The organism is Kribbella pratensis, from assembly GCF_004366075.1.
GTDB classification, from domain to species: Bacteria; Actinomycetota; Actinomycetes; order Propionibacteriales; family Kribbellaceae; genus Kribbella; species Kribbella pratensis.
Map to the genome: position 1 here is coordinate 1,030,092 of NZ_SODU01000003.1, position 16,497 is coordinate 1,046,588.

The 16,497-nt window shown below is 68.9% G+C and carries 14 protein-coding genes; 7 read left to right on the forward strand and 7 right to left on the reverse strand.

What is annotated here, in order from left to right; translation table 11 throughout:
- Positions 1–76: 76 nt before the first annotated feature.
- The 4 genes from EV137_RS29160 to EV137_RS29175 all read right to left on the reverse strand — a co-directional run bounded on the left by EV137_RS29160 (position 77) and on the right by EV137_RS29175 (position 4,822).
- Positions 77–1,507: an NAD(P)H-hydrate dehydratase gene (locus EV137_RS29160; RefSeq protein ID WP_134131530.1), complete on the reverse strand. Its 1,431-nt coding sequence runs from the start codon at positions 1,505–1,507 to the stop codon at positions 77–79.
- A gap of 2 nt (positions 1,508–1,509) precedes the next feature.
- A complete protein-coding gene (locus tag EV137_RS29165; RefSeq protein ID WP_130384581.1) occupies positions 1,510–1,860 on the reverse strand; it encodes a holo-ACP synthase in 351 nt (116 codons plus the stop codon).
- 87 nt (positions 1,861–1,947) lie between these two features.
- Positions 1,948–2,952, reverse strand: coding sequence for a LacI family DNA-binding transcriptional regulator (locus EV137_RS29170; RefSeq protein ID WP_238175619.1), 1,005 nt, complete (start codon positions 2,950–2,952; stop codon positions 1,948–1,950).
- A 31-nt stretch (positions 2,953–2,983) separates the two neighbouring features.
- On the reverse strand, positions 2,984–4,822 hold the full coding sequence (locus tag EV137_RS29175; RefSeq protein WP_134131532.1) for an alpha-glucuronidase: 1,839 nt from the start codon (positions 4,820–4,822) through the stop codon (positions 2,984–2,986).
- A gap of 181 nt (positions 4,823–5,003) precedes the next feature.
- Here EV137_RS29175 and coaA point away from each other — a divergent pair, with 181 nt between their 5' ends.
- A complete protein-coding gene (coaA, locus tag EV137_RS29180) occupies positions 5,004–5,957 on the forward strand; it encodes a type I pantothenate kinase (RefSeq protein ID WP_166680041.1) in 954 nt (317 codons plus the stop codon).
- Between the two features lie 51 nt (positions 5,958–6,008).
- Here the strand turns inward: coaA and EV137_RS29185 are convergent, their stop codons facing one another.
- Both EV137_RS29185 and EV137_RS41570 read right to left on the reverse strand, forming a co-directional pair.
- Positions 6,009–6,869: an MFS transporter gene (locus EV137_RS29185; RefSeq protein ID WP_311136386.1), complete on the reverse strand. Its 861-nt coding sequence runs from the start codon at positions 6,867–6,869 to the stop codon at positions 6,009–6,011.
- 3 nt (positions 6,870–6,872) lie between these two features.
- Positions 6,873–7,121, reverse strand: a complete 249-nt coding sequence (locus EV137_RS41570) for a hypothetical protein (RefSeq protein ID WP_238175621.1) — start codon at positions 7,119–7,121, stop codon at positions 6,873–6,875.
- A 111-nt stretch (positions 7,122–7,232) separates the two neighbouring features.
- Between EV137_RS41570 and EV137_RS29190 the strand changes: the two genes are divergently transcribed.
- The 6 genes from EV137_RS29190 to murQ all read left to right on the forward strand — a co-directional run bounded on the left by EV137_RS29190 (position 7,233) and on the right by murQ (position 15,339).
- Entirely contained in the window at positions 7,233–7,793 is a 561-nt protein-coding gene (locus tag EV137_RS29190; protein WP_202871190.1) for a 4'-phosphopantetheinyl transferase family protein, read from the forward strand.
- Between the two features lie 81 nt (positions 7,794–7,874).
- Positions 7,875–10,448: a glycoside hydrolase family 3 N-terminal domain-containing protein gene (locus EV137_RS29195; protein WP_238175622.1), complete on the forward strand. Its 2,574-nt coding sequence runs from the start codon at positions 7,875–7,877 to the stop codon at positions 10,446–10,448.
- 11 nt (positions 10,449–10,459) lie between these two features.
- A complete protein-coding gene (locus tag EV137_RS29200; RefSeq protein WP_134131534.1) occupies positions 10,460–11,743 on the forward strand; it encodes an exo-beta-N-acetylmuramidase NamZ family protein in 1,284 nt (427 codons plus the stop codon).
- Positions 11,740–13,464 (forward strand): serine hydrolase domain-containing protein, encoded by a 1,725-nt coding sequence (locus EV137_RS29205; protein WP_134131535.1) that lies wholly within the window; start codon positions 11,740–11,742, stop codon positions 13,462–13,464. Before EV137_RS29200 ends, EV137_RS29205 begins: the two co-directional genes overlap by 4 nt.
- A gap of 36 nt (positions 13,465–13,500) precedes the next feature.
- On the forward strand, positions 13,501–14,388 hold the full coding sequence (locus EV137_RS29210) for a MurR/RpiR family transcriptional regulator (protein ID WP_131335130.1): 888 nt from the start codon (positions 13,501–13,503) through the stop codon (positions 14,386–14,388).
- 66 nt (positions 14,389–14,454) lie between these two features.
- Positions 14,455–15,339: an N-acetylmuramic acid 6-phosphate etherase gene (murQ, locus tag EV137_RS29215; RefSeq protein ID WP_134008677.1), complete on the forward strand. Its 885-nt coding sequence runs from the start codon at positions 14,455–14,457 to the stop codon at positions 15,337–15,339.
- On the opposite strand, the gene EV137_RS29220 is transcribed toward murQ, so the two are convergent.
- Complete coding sequence (locus EV137_RS29220; protein WP_202871191.1) at positions 15,331–16,494, reverse strand: low temperature requirement protein A; 1,164 nt, start codon at positions 16,492–16,494, stop codon at positions 15,331–15,333. The two genes, murQ and EV137_RS29220, sit on opposite strands and share 9 nt — an antisense overlap.
- Positions 16,495–16,497 lie beyond the last annotated feature (3 nt).

A 16,497-nucleotide genomic window follows, 5' to 3' on the forward strand; every position in this document is an offset into this window, starting at 1 on the left:
GGCGGAGGCAACGCTCCAGTCCTACGTCCGCACCACAGAGCCGCGCAACCGCTTACCGCGCGTCCCTCTGCTGGGTTCAGCTCAGGAGGCGGCGGGTTGCTTCGGGGAGGGCTTGGGCGACGGCGATGGCAGTGATGGGTCCGCCGCCGGATGCGAGGTTGGCCGCGGCGGCATGCAGGTACGCGCCGACGCTTGCCGCGTCGAGCGCGGTCAGGCCGCCGGCGAGGAGAGCGCCGCAGAGTCCGGCGAGCACGTCGCCGGCACCTGCCGTCGCCAGCCATGGAGTGGCGTTCGTGTTCACCCGGACCTCGCCGTCCGGACCGGCGATCACGGTGGTGGAGCCCTTGAGCAGGACGGTCACGTCGAAGGTCTCGGCCGCGAGCCGCGCGTACTTCAGCCGCTCGGCCTCGACGGTCGCGCGATCGACCCCGAGCAGACGAGAGAGCTCGCCGGCGTGCGGTGTGATCAGTACGTCGACGTGGTCGCCGGAATCGTCGAGCGCTTTCAGACCGTCCGCGTCCAGGACCACGGGCTCCTCGGCGTCGAGCAGCTCGCGGATCCGGGGGACGTCGAGCTCGTCGCCGAGTCCGGAGCCGATGGTCCACGCCTGCACCCGGCCGTCGCCGACGACCTCCGGGTGAGCTTCACGGACGGCGCTCGCCACCGCGTCCGGACCGACGTACCGCACCATGCCGACGGGGCCGGCGAGAGCGCCCGCAGTGGCGATCACCGCAGCGCCTGGGTACTGAGCGGAGCCGACCATCAGGCCGAGTACGCCGCGGGAGTACTTGTCCGACTCGCCGTGCGGGACGGGATAGAGCGCTTTGATGTCCGCGGCTTGGAGCGCCTGCACTTGCGCGGGTGGGAGGTCGAGTCCGATGTCGACGAGGTGAACCGGGCCGCAGGCCGTGGCGGCTGGGTCGACGAGATGGCAGATCTTGTGCGTGCCGAACGTCACGGTGAGCGCGGCGTTCACGTGCGGCTCGGGCGTCTCACCCGTGTCCACGTCGACACCGGACGGCGTGTCAACAGCCACGATCGGTACGCCGTACCGCTCGGCAACCTGCACCACAGCAAGCGCCTCAGGCCGAAGCCCCGGCCGCCCACCGATCCCCACAATCCCATCCACCACAACGTCAGCCCCGGCAACAGCACTCTGGGCGGCCGTGGTGCCGTTGGAGGCGGAGGACGCGGTGACGGGGATCGCTTGGCCGCCCGCTGTTTCGAGGGCGGCGAGGCCTGCTGCGTGCGGCTTGTCCGACAGCAGGACGGCGGTGACCTGGGCACCGCGGCGGGCAAGGTACGCGCCGGCGTACAGGGCGTCGCCGCCGTTGTCGCCGGAACCGATCAGGAGAACCACGCGGGCGCCGTACGTGCCGCCGAGGAAGTTGCTGATGGCAACCGCCAGCCCGGTCGCCGCGCGCTGCATCAGCGTGCCCTCCGGGAGCCGCGCCATCAACGCCGCCTCAGCCGCCCGAACCTGCTCAACGGTGTGCGCGTGACGCATGGTCAGCCCTCCAGGACGACTACTGCGGAAGCGATGCCGGCGTCGTGGCTCAACGAGAGGTGCAGGCTCTGTACGCCGAGTTTGGCTGCCTGCGCCGCGACGGTACCGGTGATCTCCAGCCACGGCCGCCCGGTCTCGTCGGTCTGCACCTCGGCGTCGTGCCAGTGCATGCCCGCGGGCGCCCCGAGCGCCTTCGCCAAGGCCTCCTTGGCGGCGAACCGTGCCGCCAGCGACGCCGGCGGCTTCACCGCCTCCACGGCGGTGAACACCCGATCCCGCAACCCCGGCGTACGCTCCAGCGTCCGCATGAACCGATCCACGTCGACCACATCGATACCCACGCCGACGATCATGCAGCCCACCCTAACCGCCCCCTTCGCCCCGCACCTTCCGGGTTGGGGAGGGTTTCCCGCCCGATTCGGCACAAAACTCTCCCCAACCTAGCTAGAGGGAGACGCTGTGGACTGGCGGATTCGCAGGTCGACCGCCAGGTCCAGGCGGAGGGCGGTGGGGGTGCGGCCTCGGGAGAGATCGAGTACGACGCGGGTCGCGAGTTCGGCCATCTGCTGCAGGGGCTGGTGGACCGTGGTGAGGGTCGGAGTCACCCATTGCGCCACCGGAAGGTCGTCGTACCCGACGACCGACAGGTCCCGCGGGACCTCCAGCCCGAGTTCACGGGCAGCCTGGTAGACGCCCAAGGCCTGCATGTCGCTGCCGGCGAAGATCGCGGTGGGCCGGTCGGGGAGCCGGAGAAGGGCAAGCGCCTCGCGATGGGCGCCGGCGACCTCGAAGTCGGCCCACCGGATCAGCCCCGGATCCACATCGACACCGGTCGACCGCAGCGCATCGGTGTACCCGTCGACGCGTTGCCGCGAGCACAGCGTCTCGATCGGACCGCCGATCATCCCGATCCGGGTGTGACCGAGCGTCCGCAGATGTGTCGTCGCCAGGCGGCCGCCGTTCCAGTTCGCGGAGCCGATCGACGGTACGTCGTCCCCCACGTCACCGACCGGATCTACGACCACGAACGGGATCCGCCGCGCCTCCAGCTGCGCACGCTGGTCGGCGTCCAGGTCCGAGAACACCATGATCACGCCGAGCGGCCGCCGGTTCAGCACCGACTCGATCCATTCCTGCCGCGGCCGGAGCGTCCCGCCGCACTCGGACAGCACGAGCTCGACGCCCTCGGAACGTACGACCTCCTCGACGCCGCGGATCAGCTCCATCGCCCACTCGCCGCCGAGCTGGTTGAACACCAGGTCGATCATCGGGCCGGCAGATGTACTCGAGCTCCGCCGCCGGTACCCGTGCTCCTGGATCAGGCTCTCGATCCGGGCCCGGGTCGCCGCCGCCACGTCCGCGCGCCCGTTCAGCACCTTGGAGACGGTCGGCACCGATACCCCGGCCTGCTCCGCAATTTTCGCAATGGTCGGCCGCTCGGCCACGACGCCTCCCGATCCGAAACTTTCGAACAGCCTACCTATGGATCGTGCGGCCGTCGGCATCCGGTACGCCGGAAAGCCGGTAGAAGAACGTGTTGACCTGGTCGCGCCACTCACGGGCGTTCGACAGCTGGGCCTCGAAGCGGGCGGTGATGTTCGCGCGGATGGCCGGCTCGAAGCGCTCGGCGATCACCTGCCAGCGCGCGACCATCGCCTCTACCTCGGCGTACCCCTGGAAGTGGGTGTCGTAGATGTGTTGCAGCACGGTGCTGCCGCTCTGCAGCACGTGGTCGTAGGGCACGTGGTGGAAGAACAGCAGCAGCTCGTCGGGGCAGGTGTACACGTCCTCGTACAGACTCGCGAGGGGTTCCGGGTACTGCCCGGTGAACCCCGATCCCGTCTTGACCGTCCGGTCCACGCCGACGCCGTACCGATCCGCGAAGTGGTACGTCCCCGCGCCCGAGTACTCGTACCCGTTCACGCTCGGCCCGTAATGCGTTCCCGGCGTCACCATGAACCCGACGCCGAGCGGTGCGGTGTACCGCTCGTACGTCTGCCACGACCCGGACAGGATGGTCACCAGCTCGCTTCGGGTCCGGTCGTCCATCGCGAAGGTCGCGGCCACCCACTCGTGCAGCAGGCTGATCGGGTCCGCGGCCGGGTCCCACGCCAACCGGCCGAACGCGTAGAGGTTGCTCTGCGCAAGCTTGTGCCCGGTCCAGTTGGGGTCGTCGCCGACGTTCGACACGGCAACGATCGCACCGATGCGGTCGGCAACGGTCACGCCCCCGCCACCGGTCGTGTCGAACTGCAGGATCTCCCGCCACCAGGGCCCCAGGTAGCAGAGGTCCTGCTGCTGGCCGGAGTACTCCTGCGTGACCTGCAGCTCGACACCGAAAACGGTTTCCTGGAGTTCCCCGAGCAGCGGGGCGACCGGCTCCCGGACCTGGAAGTCCAACGGCCCGTGTTTGACCTGCAAGACAACGTTTTCCTCGAACCGCCCGTCCAGCGCGATGAACGAGTCGTACGCCGCTCGCGCCCGATCCGCCCGCCGATCCCGCCAGTCCTGTTCGGGCTCCGCGCCGGAACATCGCCAGAAAACGCTTCCGCCGTACGGCGCCACTGCCCGCGCCAGCAGGTTCGCGCCCTCGGGATCACGGGCCGTCCGCACGACGAGACCGCCGAGATCCGGTACGACGTCGTACACCCGGGCGATCGTGGCGTCCCACCAGCGCGCGACCCGCTCGTCGCGCGGGTCGTCGATGAAGTCGACCGCGAGGCTCAGCGCGATCCCGTACTCACGGAAAGCGCCGGCCAACCGCGCCACGTCGGGCAGTTCGGCGGTGGCGAGCGCGACCGCGTTGATCCCGATCGACGCCAGCAACCGCGCGTACGCCCGAACCCGTGTGAGGTCAGGTACCACCGCACCGTCGCGGAAAAAGATCGATCCGCCCGCGTATCCGCGCCGTACGACACCGGACAGCTCGTCCCAGTGATCCAGCATCCGGATCGGTACGGCGGGCTGCTCGACGACGGTGAAGTCGCCGCTCATCCACTCGAAGTACCGCAGCACGTAGAAGTACCCGTACAGCAAGCCGTGCCCGCCCTCGGCCGCGACCACGAGATCGTTGCCCCGTCGCACCACCACGAACCCCTCGACGCCCAGCCCGTGCTCGGGAACCGCGGCCTCGACCTCCTGCCAGAGAGCCGTCTCCCGGACCCGGGTCAACGTGCACACTGCGATCTGTACGTCGGTGCGGAAACGACGGATCTGCCGGACCTCGGCGCGGATCGTCTGCGCGAGCACGCCCGAGGCATGCACGGTCACCTCGGGCAGGCGTTGCGTACCAAGCCAGGCGGAATCGGCGGTCATCGAAGGGTGATACTTACACACCACACGGTCACGACCTGGTGACCGAAAGTTTCGAGACCGTACCGTAGCTGAGACACACTGAGACACACCGGGACACACCGGGACACTCCGGGACACTCTGAGACCAAGGCCACGCCCTCCCGATGTGGTGCATCCGGCGCCGATGGGAAGAATGGGCCACATGCTGCAGCCGTCGCGGGAGGTGACTCCCTACACCGAGCTCGACCGGGCCACCTGGGCGCAACTGGCCGAGACCACCGTCTCCCCGCTGACGGCGGACGAGGTCGAGCGGTTGCGCGGTCTCGGGGACGAGATCGACATGGACGAGGTCCGCGAGGTGTACCTGCCGCTGTCGCGGATCCTCTCGCTCTACGTCCGGCACGCCCGCGCGCTGCACGCCGACACCGAGAGCTTCCTCGGCAAGCAGGTCGAGACCCGCACCCCGTTCGTGATCGGGATCGGCGGATCGGTTGCCGTCGGCAAGTCCACGACCGCGCGACTGCTGCGCGAACTGCTGGCTCGCTGGCCCGAGCACCCGCGGGTCGCGCTCGTCACCACCGACGGGTTCCTCTGGCCGAACGCCGAACTCGAACGCCGCAACCTGATGCAGCGCAAGGGCTTCCCGGAGTCGTACGACCGCAAAGCCCTGCTGCGTTTCGTGGTCGAGGTGAAGTCCGGAATGGACACGGTCGAGGCGCCGGTCTACTCCCACCTGCACTACGACCGGATGGAAGGCGTACGGACAACCGTCGAGCAACCGGACATCCTGCTGCTCGAGGGCCTGAACGTCCTGCAGCCCGCGCCCCGGCACGCGGACGGCAAGAGCGGTCTCGCGGTCAGCGACTTCTTCGACTTCTCGGTGTACGTCGACGCGGCCGCCGACGACGTCCGCTCCTGGTACGTGGCCCGCTTCCTCAAACTCTGGGAAACGGCGTTCCGCAACCCCGAGTCGTACTTCGTCCGGTACGGCGAACTCAGCCGCGAGGAAGCAATCAAGAAAGCCGAGTCGCTCTGGGACGGCATCAACGGCCCGAACCTGCGCGAGAACATCCTCCCCACCCGCTCCCGCGCCACCCTCGTCCTCCGCAAAGGCCCCGACCACGCCGTCCGCTGGGTCAGACTACGGAAGCTCTGACTACGGAAGCTCTGACGGCCGGTACGACGGCCAGTGCTACGACCGCGGCGGTCAACGCGAACGCGATGGGATAGCCGGTGCCGCCGACGATCGCGCCGAAGGCCAGTGCGCCGAGGCCCCAGCCGCCGTCGTACGCGAGGTTCCAGAGGGCGCTGACCTGGTCTGGCCGTAGCGGGAGCGCTCCACGCGGTTGTACATGAGGGTCAGCGTCAGGTTCTGCGCCGCGCCGAAGCCGGCGCCGAAGCAGGTGGAGCCGATCAGGATCGCGATCGGGCTGGGCAGGAAGATCAGCGATCCGGCCCCGACGGCAGCGAGCAGGAGGGCAGGCGCGAGGAGCTTCGCGGGACCGATGCGGTCGGCGTACCGACCGGCCAACCAACGCGCCGCCGGCGCCGCGATCGCCTGCAGCAGAAGGGCCGACGCGACCATCGACTGCCTGTCCCCGGCAACGGCCAGCGGCAGGAACGTGACGCTGATCCCAGCCGCGACAGTCACCGCGGCAAACACGAGAGTCGGCATCAACAGCCCACTCCGCCGTACGCCGCCCAGCACCTTCACGTGCTGCTCTTCGACAGCGATCCGCGCCGGCAGACCGACCAGCATGACCAGCCCGGCGAGCGAAGCGACGGCCGCCAGCACGAACAGCGCACCGAACCCGATCACGTCGATGAGGTAAACCCCGAGCGGCAGCCCGATCACCGCAGGCACACCAACGGCCACGCCGTACACCCCAAGCGCCTCACCCCGCCGAGCCGGCGGCGTCAGGTCGGCAACCAGCGCAACCGCCCCAACCACCAGAATCGCCAGCCCCGCACCACGCACGATGCACACAGCCAGCACAACCGGAAGCGACGCAGACCCCAGCAGCACAAGCGAAGGCGCCCCCAGCAGAACCAGCCCCAACCCCAACACAACCTAATAACCCCGCCGCGCCAACATCCGCGGCACCACCAACTCAACCCCCACCGCAGCAAACATCATCGCCGCAGTAGACAGCCCCGCCCCCACACCCCCAGACCCGTTGGCCGCCAGATACATCGGCACCACCGAGGTCAGCAGATACATGCTCAGCCCCGACCCAAACACCATCACCAACAACCGCACGAACTGCCTACTCAGAAGCGGGCTAACACTGACTGCAGGAACCTCGCACACGGTGGCCATACCAAGAAGCTAAAGCCAAACCGGTACGCCCCACAGATCCAGTTCCCCACCACCAGACAGGACCAGTTACCACATCACTTTGTCGACATGACGCTCAGATACGCTCTTCTCGTGGGACGTCCCGTCCAGGTGTGGCTGGCGCCGGTCGGTGCTGAGCCGCGGCTCGCAGCCCACAACCTGCTGCGCACGCTCGGGAGCACGCTCGTCGACAACCCGACCCTCCGTCATGACCAGAGCGGCCGACCACACATCCCCGGGTTGGCGGTGAGCATCTCGTACTCCCGCCACCTGATCGCTGTTGCTGCGTCGTACGGCGGGCCGGTTGGGGTGGATGTTGAGGAGGTCCGGGCGAGGGATGTCGCGGGGCTTGCTGGGCGGTGGTTTGCCCCGCGGGAGTTGGAGTGGATGGGGCGGCAGGACGACGAGTTGGTCGCGTTTCTTCAGTTGTGGACGGGTAAGGAGGCTGTGGGGAAGGCGCTCGGGGTTGGGCTTGGGGAGGCGGGGTTGCGGCGGGAGATGCCGCTCGGCGGTGGTGCGGTCGAGTCCGTGCCTGGGCTGGTGGTGACACACCTGCGCTGGCCGGATGCGGTGCTCGCCGTCGCGGCGCCGGCGGGCGAGGTGGAGGTCAGCCGGCGGTCACCGACTCTTGACCCACCGTGCGCGCGTGGGTAACTTTCGCGTCGCGGGGGAATATCTGTAATTCAATTACCTTGGCGCTCGCCCACGCCCGCCCGGACTGAGTTGGGGACACCGATGGAACTGACCCGACGCCAAACCCTCGGACTAGCGGCGGCCGCCGTCGCTGGATCGACGGTCGCAGGCACCATGACCGCAAACGCCCAGCGCGACCCCTGGGTCCGCGACACGCTGAGCCGGCTGACACTGGAGCAGAAGGTCGGCCAGTTGTTCGTCTGCTACGCCTACGGACCGACCGCCGACACAGCCGACGCCCGCAACACCAGCCTGTACGGCGTGGCCACGCCGGCCGAGGTGGTGGCGAAGTTCAACCTCGGCGGCGTCATCTACTTCGCCTGGACCGATTCGGTCCGCGACCCGGACCAGATCGGCCGGCTGTCGAACGGACTGCAGGCCGCCTCGCTCGCCGCCAGCGGCGTCCCGCTGCAGATCAGCACCGACCAGGAGTACGGCGTCGTCTTCCGTTTCGGACCGCCCGCGACCCAGTTCCCCGGCGGGATGGCGCTCGGCGCGACCCGGTCGGCGGCCTTTGCGCGATCCGCGGGGCGGATCGGCGGCCGGGAGATGAAGTCGGTCGGCATCACCACCGACTTCGCACCGGACGCCGACGTCAACGTGAACCCGCTGAACCCGGTCATCGGGGTCCGCTCGATCTCGTCCGACCCGGCGCTGGTCGCCGAACTCGTCGCTGCCCAGGTCAAGGGCTACCAGCGCGACGGCGGGATCGTCTCGACCGCGAAGCACTTCCCCGGGCACGGCGACACCGACACCGACAGCCACGTCGGCATCCCGGAGATCCACCACACCCGCGAGGAGTGGACCCGGATCGACCTGCCGCCGTTCCAGGCCGCGATCCGGGCCGGGATCCACTCCATCATGACCGCGCACATCGTCGTACCGGCACTCGACCCGTCCGGTGACCCGGCGACGCTGAGCAAGCCGATCCTGACCGGGATCCTGCGACAGCAGCTCGGGTTCGACGGCGTGGTGATCACGGACTCGCTGGGGATGAAGGGGGTCCGCGACAAGTACGGCGACGCGGAGATCCCGCTCCGGGCGATCGAGGCCGGTGTCGACCAGCTCCTGATGCCGGTCGATCCGGGGCTGGCGTACAACTCGGTCCTGAACGCCGTCCGCGGCGGCCGGATCAGCGAGGCCCGCATCGACGAGAGCGTCGCGCGCATCCTCTGGCTCAAGCGCGCCACCGGCGTCGTCGACGCGCCGTACGTCGACCTGTCCCGGATCGCCACCGTCGTCGGTACGCCGGCCAACTACGCCGAGGCCCAGCGGATCGCGGACCGCAGTATCACGCTGCTGCGCAACGACGCGGACCTGCTCCCGCTCTCCCCCGCGCCCCGCACGATCGTCGTTGCGGGATACAGCCCCAAGACGCTGGCGACCGCACTGCAGAGCCGGGGCGCGACCGCGATCGTGAAGGACACCGGCACGACGCCGACCGATGCCAAGATCGCCGACGCGGTGGCCGCCGCCGCGAACGCCGACCTGACCGTCGTCCTCACCAACAAGGCCTGGGACACCACGGTCACCGACAAGCTGGCGAAACAGCAGAAGCTCGTCAACACGCTGCTCGCCACCGGCCGTCCGGTGATCGTGGTCCCGGTCCGCGACCCGTACGACGTCGCGTACTTCCAGACCGAACCGCCGACGTCGCTCGTCACGTACGGCAATGCGGCCGTGTCGATGGAGGCCGTCGCCAAGGTCCTGTACGGCGAGATCGCGCCGGCCGGAAAGCTTCCGGTGGAGATCCCGGCCAAGCCGGATCCGAACCGTCCCGGTCCGGCTCCCACGCTGTACCCGTTCGGCCACGGGCTCACCTTCGACCCCGAGGTCACCCGGCTGACCGTTGCCTCGTACAACATTCATGCCGGCGCCGGCGAGGACAACGTATTCGACCTCGACCGGACCGCGCAGGCGATCAAGGCGCTGGACGCGGACATCATCGGGCTGCAGGAGGTCGACGTGCACTGGGGCGACCGCAGCCAGTGGCTGGACACGCTCGCCGAGCTGGCCGGCAAGCTCGGGATGTACCCGGCGTTCGCACCGATCTACGACCTCGACCCGCCTGCAGCCGGTCGACCGCGGCGCCAGTACGGCGTCGGCGTGCTCTCGCGGTTCCCGCTGGTGCGCTTCGAGAACCATCCGATCACACGGCTCTCCACCCAGGACCCGAACCCGGTCCCCGCGCCGGCACCCGGTTTCCTCGAGGCGGAGGTCGATGTCCGCGGCCGCCGGCTGCACGTGTACTGCACCCACCTCGACTATCGCGCCGATCCGTCGGTCCGGCGGGCCCAGGTCGACGACACCCTGAACATCCTCGCCGCCGACAGCCGTCGCGACCTGCAGGTCCTGGTCGGTGACTTCAACGCCGAGGCCACCGCACCGGAGCTCGCCGGGCTCTGGACCCGGCTGACGGACTCGTGGACCGCTGCCGGTAAGACGAGCGGCGGACCGAACACCTACCCGGCGGTCGCCGCGAACAAGCGGATCGACTTCGTCACCGTCGGCAAAGGCCTGACCGTGCGGAGTGCCGAAGTACCCGCCGAGGTCCCGGTCGCCGAGGCAGCCAGTGACCACCGTCCGATGATCGCCGACCTCTCGTTCCGTCCCTGAGGAGACCTCTCATGAAGCGACGCAGTTTGCTTGCCGGCGCCGGTGCAGTCGCCGCCGCCCCGCTGATCGACATACCCCAGGCACACGCTGGGCAGGCCGTGACCAGCCGGAAGGTGATGACCGGCGCCGAGGTACTCGCGAACGACGGCTGGGGCGCCCTGGCCGGCCAGAAGGTCGGCGTGATCAGCAACCCGACCGGGATCCTGCCGGACTTCACGCACATCGTGGACACCATGCACGCATCCGGGAAGGTGAACATCGTCGCGGTGTTCGGTCCAGAACACGGTTTCCGCGGCAGCGCGCAGGCCGGCGGTTCGGAGGGCGACCACGTCGACCCGCGCACCGGGATCATGGTGTACGACGCGTACGGCGCGAACGCCGACAAACTGGTGAAGCTCTACACCCAGTCCGGTGTGGAAACCGTTGTGTTCGACATCCAGGACGTCGGCGCCCGGTTCTACACCTACATCTGGACGATGTTCGAGGCGATGCTCGCCGCGGTCCGCACCGGCGCCCGCTTCGTGGTCCTCGACCGCCCGAACCCGGTCGGCGGGTACGCGCGCGGCCCGATGCTGAAACCCGGCTACACCTCGGGCGTCGGCAAGAAGGAGATCCTCCAGCAGCACGGCATGACGGTCGGCGAGCTGGCCCGGATGTTCGACGCCGAGTACCTGCCGCTGGAACCGAACGGCGGCCGGCTGAAAGAACTGACCGTCATCGAGACCAAGAACTGGAAGCGCGACCAGCTGTACGACGACACCGGCCTCACCTGGGTGATGCCGAGCCCGAACATGCCCACCCCGGACACCGCGCTGCTGTACCCGGGCCTGTGCCTGTTCGAGGCGACCAACATGTCCGAGGGCCGCGGTACGACGCGGCCGTTCGAGCTGATCGGCGCGCCGTACGTCGACCACCGCTGGGCGGAGGCGCTGCAGGCCCGGAACATTCCGGGCGTGGCGTTCCGCGAGGCGTACTTCACGCCGACGATCAGCAAGAACGCCAACGTCCTGTGTGCCGGCCTCCAGGTGCAGATCCTCGACCCGCACCAGGTCGAGGCGATCACCGTGGCGACGCACATGATCGTCGAGGCCCGTAAGCTCTACCCCGGATTCACCTGGCGGGCGGAGACCCCACCCGGCCGGTGGATCGACCTGCTCACCGGGTCCGATCGGTTCCGCACCATGCTGCTGGCCGATGCGACCGCGGAGGAGATCGTCGCCGCCTGGAGGTCCGAGACCGACGCCTGGACGGCCCGGCGGGCGAAGTACCTTCTCTACAAGGGAGCGCACCGATGAAGCGGTGGGCTGCGGTCACGACGACGTCTGCGGTGATACTCACGATGGCTTCCCCTGCTGTTGCTAGCGGCAACAACTCCGGCCGGTTCGACCAGCCGTACGACGGCTATGCGCCGAAGACCACGCTGCTGCGCGACGCGACCCCGGCGAAGGCCGGCCTGGACCCCGCGCCGATCGACGCCGCGCTGGCCCAGGTCGCGGCCTGGACCCAGCCGAGCGGAGCGACGAAACCGCTGTACGCCGGCGCCGTCACGCTGCTCGGCCACAACGGGAAGATCGTCACCCGGACGGCGACCGGCCTGGCGCTGAAGTACGCCGACGGGCAGGGTACCGAGCTGCCGCCGGACCAGCAGCTCCCGATGCGCACCGACACGATCTTCGACATGGCCTCGGTGTCCAAGCTGTTCACGTCGATCGTCGTGCTGCAGCTGGTCGAGAAGGGCAAAGTCGACCTGGACGCGCCGATCGCGACCTACATCCCGGAGTTCGCGGAAAACGGCAAGGAAACCGTAACCGTGCGGCAAGCACTTACGCACACGAGTGGATTTCCGTCCTGGCTCCCGCTGTGGAGCGCCCAGCCGGATCCCGCGTCCAGACTGCATATGGCGCTGACCGCGAAACTGCAGAACCCACCGGGTTCGACGTACCTCTACAGCGACCTGAACCTGATCGCGCTCGGCGAGCTGGCGCACCGGGTGACCGGGAAAACGCTGGACAAGCTGGTCGCCGACGGGATCACCAAACCGCTGCAGATGCGCGACACCGGCTACAACCCCGACCCGAAGAAGAAGCAGCGGATCGCCGCCACGGAGTACCAGGCCTCGCCGCCGCGCGGCATGGTCTGGGGCGAGGTGCACGACGAGAACGCCTGGTCCCTCGGCGGTGTCGCCGGCCACGCGGGCGTGTTCAGCACGGCCGACGACATGGCCGTGCTGGCGCAGACGTTCCTGAACGGCGGGAGCTACCGCGGCGCCCGGATCCTCAAGGAATCCTCGGTGACCGCGATGATCACGAACTTCAACCAGGGCTTCCCCGGCAACGACCACGGCCTCGGCTTCGAGCTGAACCAGCGCTGGTACATGGGCGGCCTGTCCGGACCCCGCACGGCCGGCCACACCGGCTACACCGGTACGTCGCTGGTGATCGACTTCGACTCCCGCTCGTTCGCGATCCTGCTCAGCAACCGCGTGCACCCGAGCCGCAACTGGGGCAGCAACAACCCGGCCCGCCGTGCGGTTGCCCAGGGCCTCGCACTCGCCCTCGGCGTCGGCCCGCGGCACGGCAAGGACGCCTGGTTCTCCGGTACGACGGACAACGCGACCAGCACGCTCGACGCGAAGGTCGCCGTACCGGCCGAAGGCGCGAAGCTCGCGTTCGACCTGTTCGTCGACACCGAGGTCTCCAATCTGCTGTACCTGGAGACCTCCACGGACGGAACGACCTGGACGAAGGTTCCGTTCTCGGTGCGCGACCGGGGCTCGGTGATCGACACCGACGGCTCGATCAGCGGCTCCGGTGACCGGCACTGGCACCAGGTCACCGCCGAGCTCCAAGCCGGCGAGCAGACCGTTCGCTGGCGGTACACCTCCGACCCGCTGTACCAGGGCCGCGGGGTGTACATCGACGGTGTGAAGATCACGAGCGGGGCTGGTCAACTTCTCGACGGTGAACGATCGCCGGAATCATTTACCGCAACAGGTTGGAGACTTTCGCGTCGATGACCCCATCTCGTGCATAGTCGCCGTACCGTGGCTGCCATGAATTCAACAACCTCTCCAGAACCCACGGGGCCGCTGCTGGTCCGGGTCCGCGCGGTGATGCCCGCGCTGGCGCCGGCCGAGCAGCGGGTTGCGAACGCGGTCCTCGCGGACCCGGGCGGAGTGGCGGCGATGACGATCTCCGAACTGGCCGAGGTGGCGTCCACCTCGGAGACCACGGTCATCCGGTTCTGCAAGCAGATCGGCGTCCCCGGCTATCCGCAGCTCCGCCTGCAACTGGCGGCCCAGTCGGCGCAGGAGAGCATCCGGCCGGAGGTCGGCGGGGACATCGAGCCGGGCGACTCGCTGGCCGACGTGGTCAGCAAGGTCGCGTTCGCCGACGAGCGCGCGGTCCGCGAGACCGCGCAGCAGGTCGACGTGGACGCGCTGGCCAAGGTCGTCGACGCGGTGGTGAACGCTTCCCGGGTCGACCTCTACGGTTTCGCCGCGAGCGCGTTCGTGGCCCTTGACCTGCAGCAGAAACTGCACCGGATCCGCCGGGTCGCGTTCGCCTGGTCGGACGTGCACATCGCGCTGACGAGTGCCGCGCTGCTCGGCGAGGGCGACGTCGCGATCGGCATCTCGCACACCGGCACCACGGTCGAGGTCGTCGAAGCGCTCGAGGAGGCGGCCAAGCACGGCGCCACCACGGTCGCGGTGACGAACTTCCCGCGCTCGCCGCTGGCCCGTACAGCGGACCTCGTCCTCACCACGGCCGCGCGCGAGACGACGTACCGATCGGGCGCGATGGCCAGCCGGATCGCGCAACTGACGGTGATCGACTGCCTGTTCATCGGAGTCGCGCAGCAGGTGCTGCCGGACGCGCGGAAGGCCCTCGAGGAGACCGCCAGCGCGGTCCGCGGGCACCGGCTCAAGGGATCCGACTGAGGTCGATCAGTTCCGTCAACGATGAACGGAATTGAAAAACCTTCAGTAGAAAACTAACATAATCTCGTGACCTCACCGACCGAGCAGCGCAACCCGAGAACGCTGGCCATCGATGCGGTGGGCACGTCCGAGATCCTCCAGTTGCTGAACAACGAGGACGCCCTGGTCGCCGGGGCCGTCAGCGCGGTGATCCCGGAGCTGACCAAGGCCGTGGACGCCGCCGTCGAGGCGGTCCGTGGCGGTGGCCGGGTGCACTACTTCGGCGCCGGTACGTCGGGACGCCTGGCGACCCTGGACGCCGCCGAACTGCTGCCCACGTTCCACGTCCCGGACGGGCTGGTGGTCGCCCACCACGCCGGCGGCACGGAGGCGTTGCTCCGCGCGGTCGAGAACGTCGAGGACTCCGAGGAGGGCGGCGCCCGGGACGCGGCCGCCGTCACCGGTCAGGACCTCGTCGTCGGCCTCGCTGCTTCCGGGAGCACGCCGTACGTCGCCGGTGCCCTGAAGGCCGCCCGCGCGGCCGGGGCGACCACCGTGCTGGTCACGTCCAACCCGGACGCCCCGCTGGCGCCGCTGGCCGATGTCGTGATCGCCGCGGACACCGGCCCCGAGGTGATCGCCGGCTCGACCCGGCTGAAGGCCGGCACCGCGCAGAAGATGATCCTGAACGCGTTCTCGACGACGCTGATGATCAAGCTCGGCCGCACCTGGTCCAACCTGATGGTCGACCTGGTCGCCACCAACAAGAAGCTCCGCGGCCGGATGCTCCGCATCCTCGCCGAGGCCACCGGCGCCGACGACGCCGCCTGCGAAGCCGCCCTGGCCGAAGCCGACGGCGAACTGAAACCCGCGCTCGTCCACCTCCTGACCGGCACTCCCATCCCCGCCGCCCGAGCCGCCCTGGAGGCAGCTCACGGCCGAGTAGCGACCGCCCTCGCCGAACTAGGCTGACCGCTCCACCGGTGGTCGCAGGACCAGGGTGACGACGATCAGGGCCATGAAGACTGCGGTCAGCGCGAACGGGACCGGGATCAGGGGGTCCAGCAGCACGAGTACGGCGCCCACGGGTACGACGATGTTGACCACGCGGTCCGCGTTGTCGCGCAGGGCGATCCACCAGATGCCGAGGACGAAGATCGCGATCGGGATCGTCACCGTGTAGGACGCGGCGAGCTCACTCAGCTCGGTGTGGTGGGTGATGCTGTCGATCTCCACCTCGATCCCCGCCGAGAACGCGCCGGCCGCGGCGAACACGAAGTAGTGCACGTACCCGTAGCGGATCGAGCGGGCGAACGACGTGATCGCGGTGTGGTGCGGCGGCCAGAAGTAGATCCACCAGAGCGCGGCGGTGACCACCAGCATGAGCACCGACAGCGCGATCAGCTCGCCGAGGTGCTCGTGCTCATGGACGGCGTCGAAGATCGCGTTCGCCGAGGCGAGCAGGCTCTCGCCGAGCAGGATGAGCGTGAACAGGCCGTACCGCTCGGTGATGTGGTGCGGGTGCCAGGGTGTCGTCCAGCGTCGCTCCGCCACCACCGGTACGGACAGCTCGGCCAGCACGAACACGAACCAGGCGACGACGACGATCTTCTCGGACATCACCAGCGTGGTCAGCCACAGCACCTGCACGATCGCGATCCCGGCGGCGTACCGGAGGGTCGCCTGCCGGCTCTCCCCTGCCGTGTGGGAGGCCCGCAGCCACTGGGCGATCATCGCGACCCGCATCACGATGTAGCCGAACACCACCACGGTGAAGTCGCGGTCGGTGAAGACCGGCTCGATCCCGGCGGCGAGCACCAGGACACCGCTCATCTGCACGATCGTGAGGACCCGGTACAGCCAGTCGTCGGTCGCGAAGGACGTGGCGAACCAGGTGAAGTTCATCCACGCCCACCAGATCGCGAAGAACACCATCCCGTAGGACAGCAGGCCCTCGGCGATGTGCTTCTCGGACAGCGCGTGATGGAGCTGCGCCGCGGCAACACTCACCGCGACCACGAACACCAGATCGAAGAACAACTCCAGCGACGACGCGGTCCGTCCAGGCTCCTGCGGATCCCGAGGCCGCATCGGAACCAGCCGCAACCGCGTCGTAGAGGGCGTCATGGC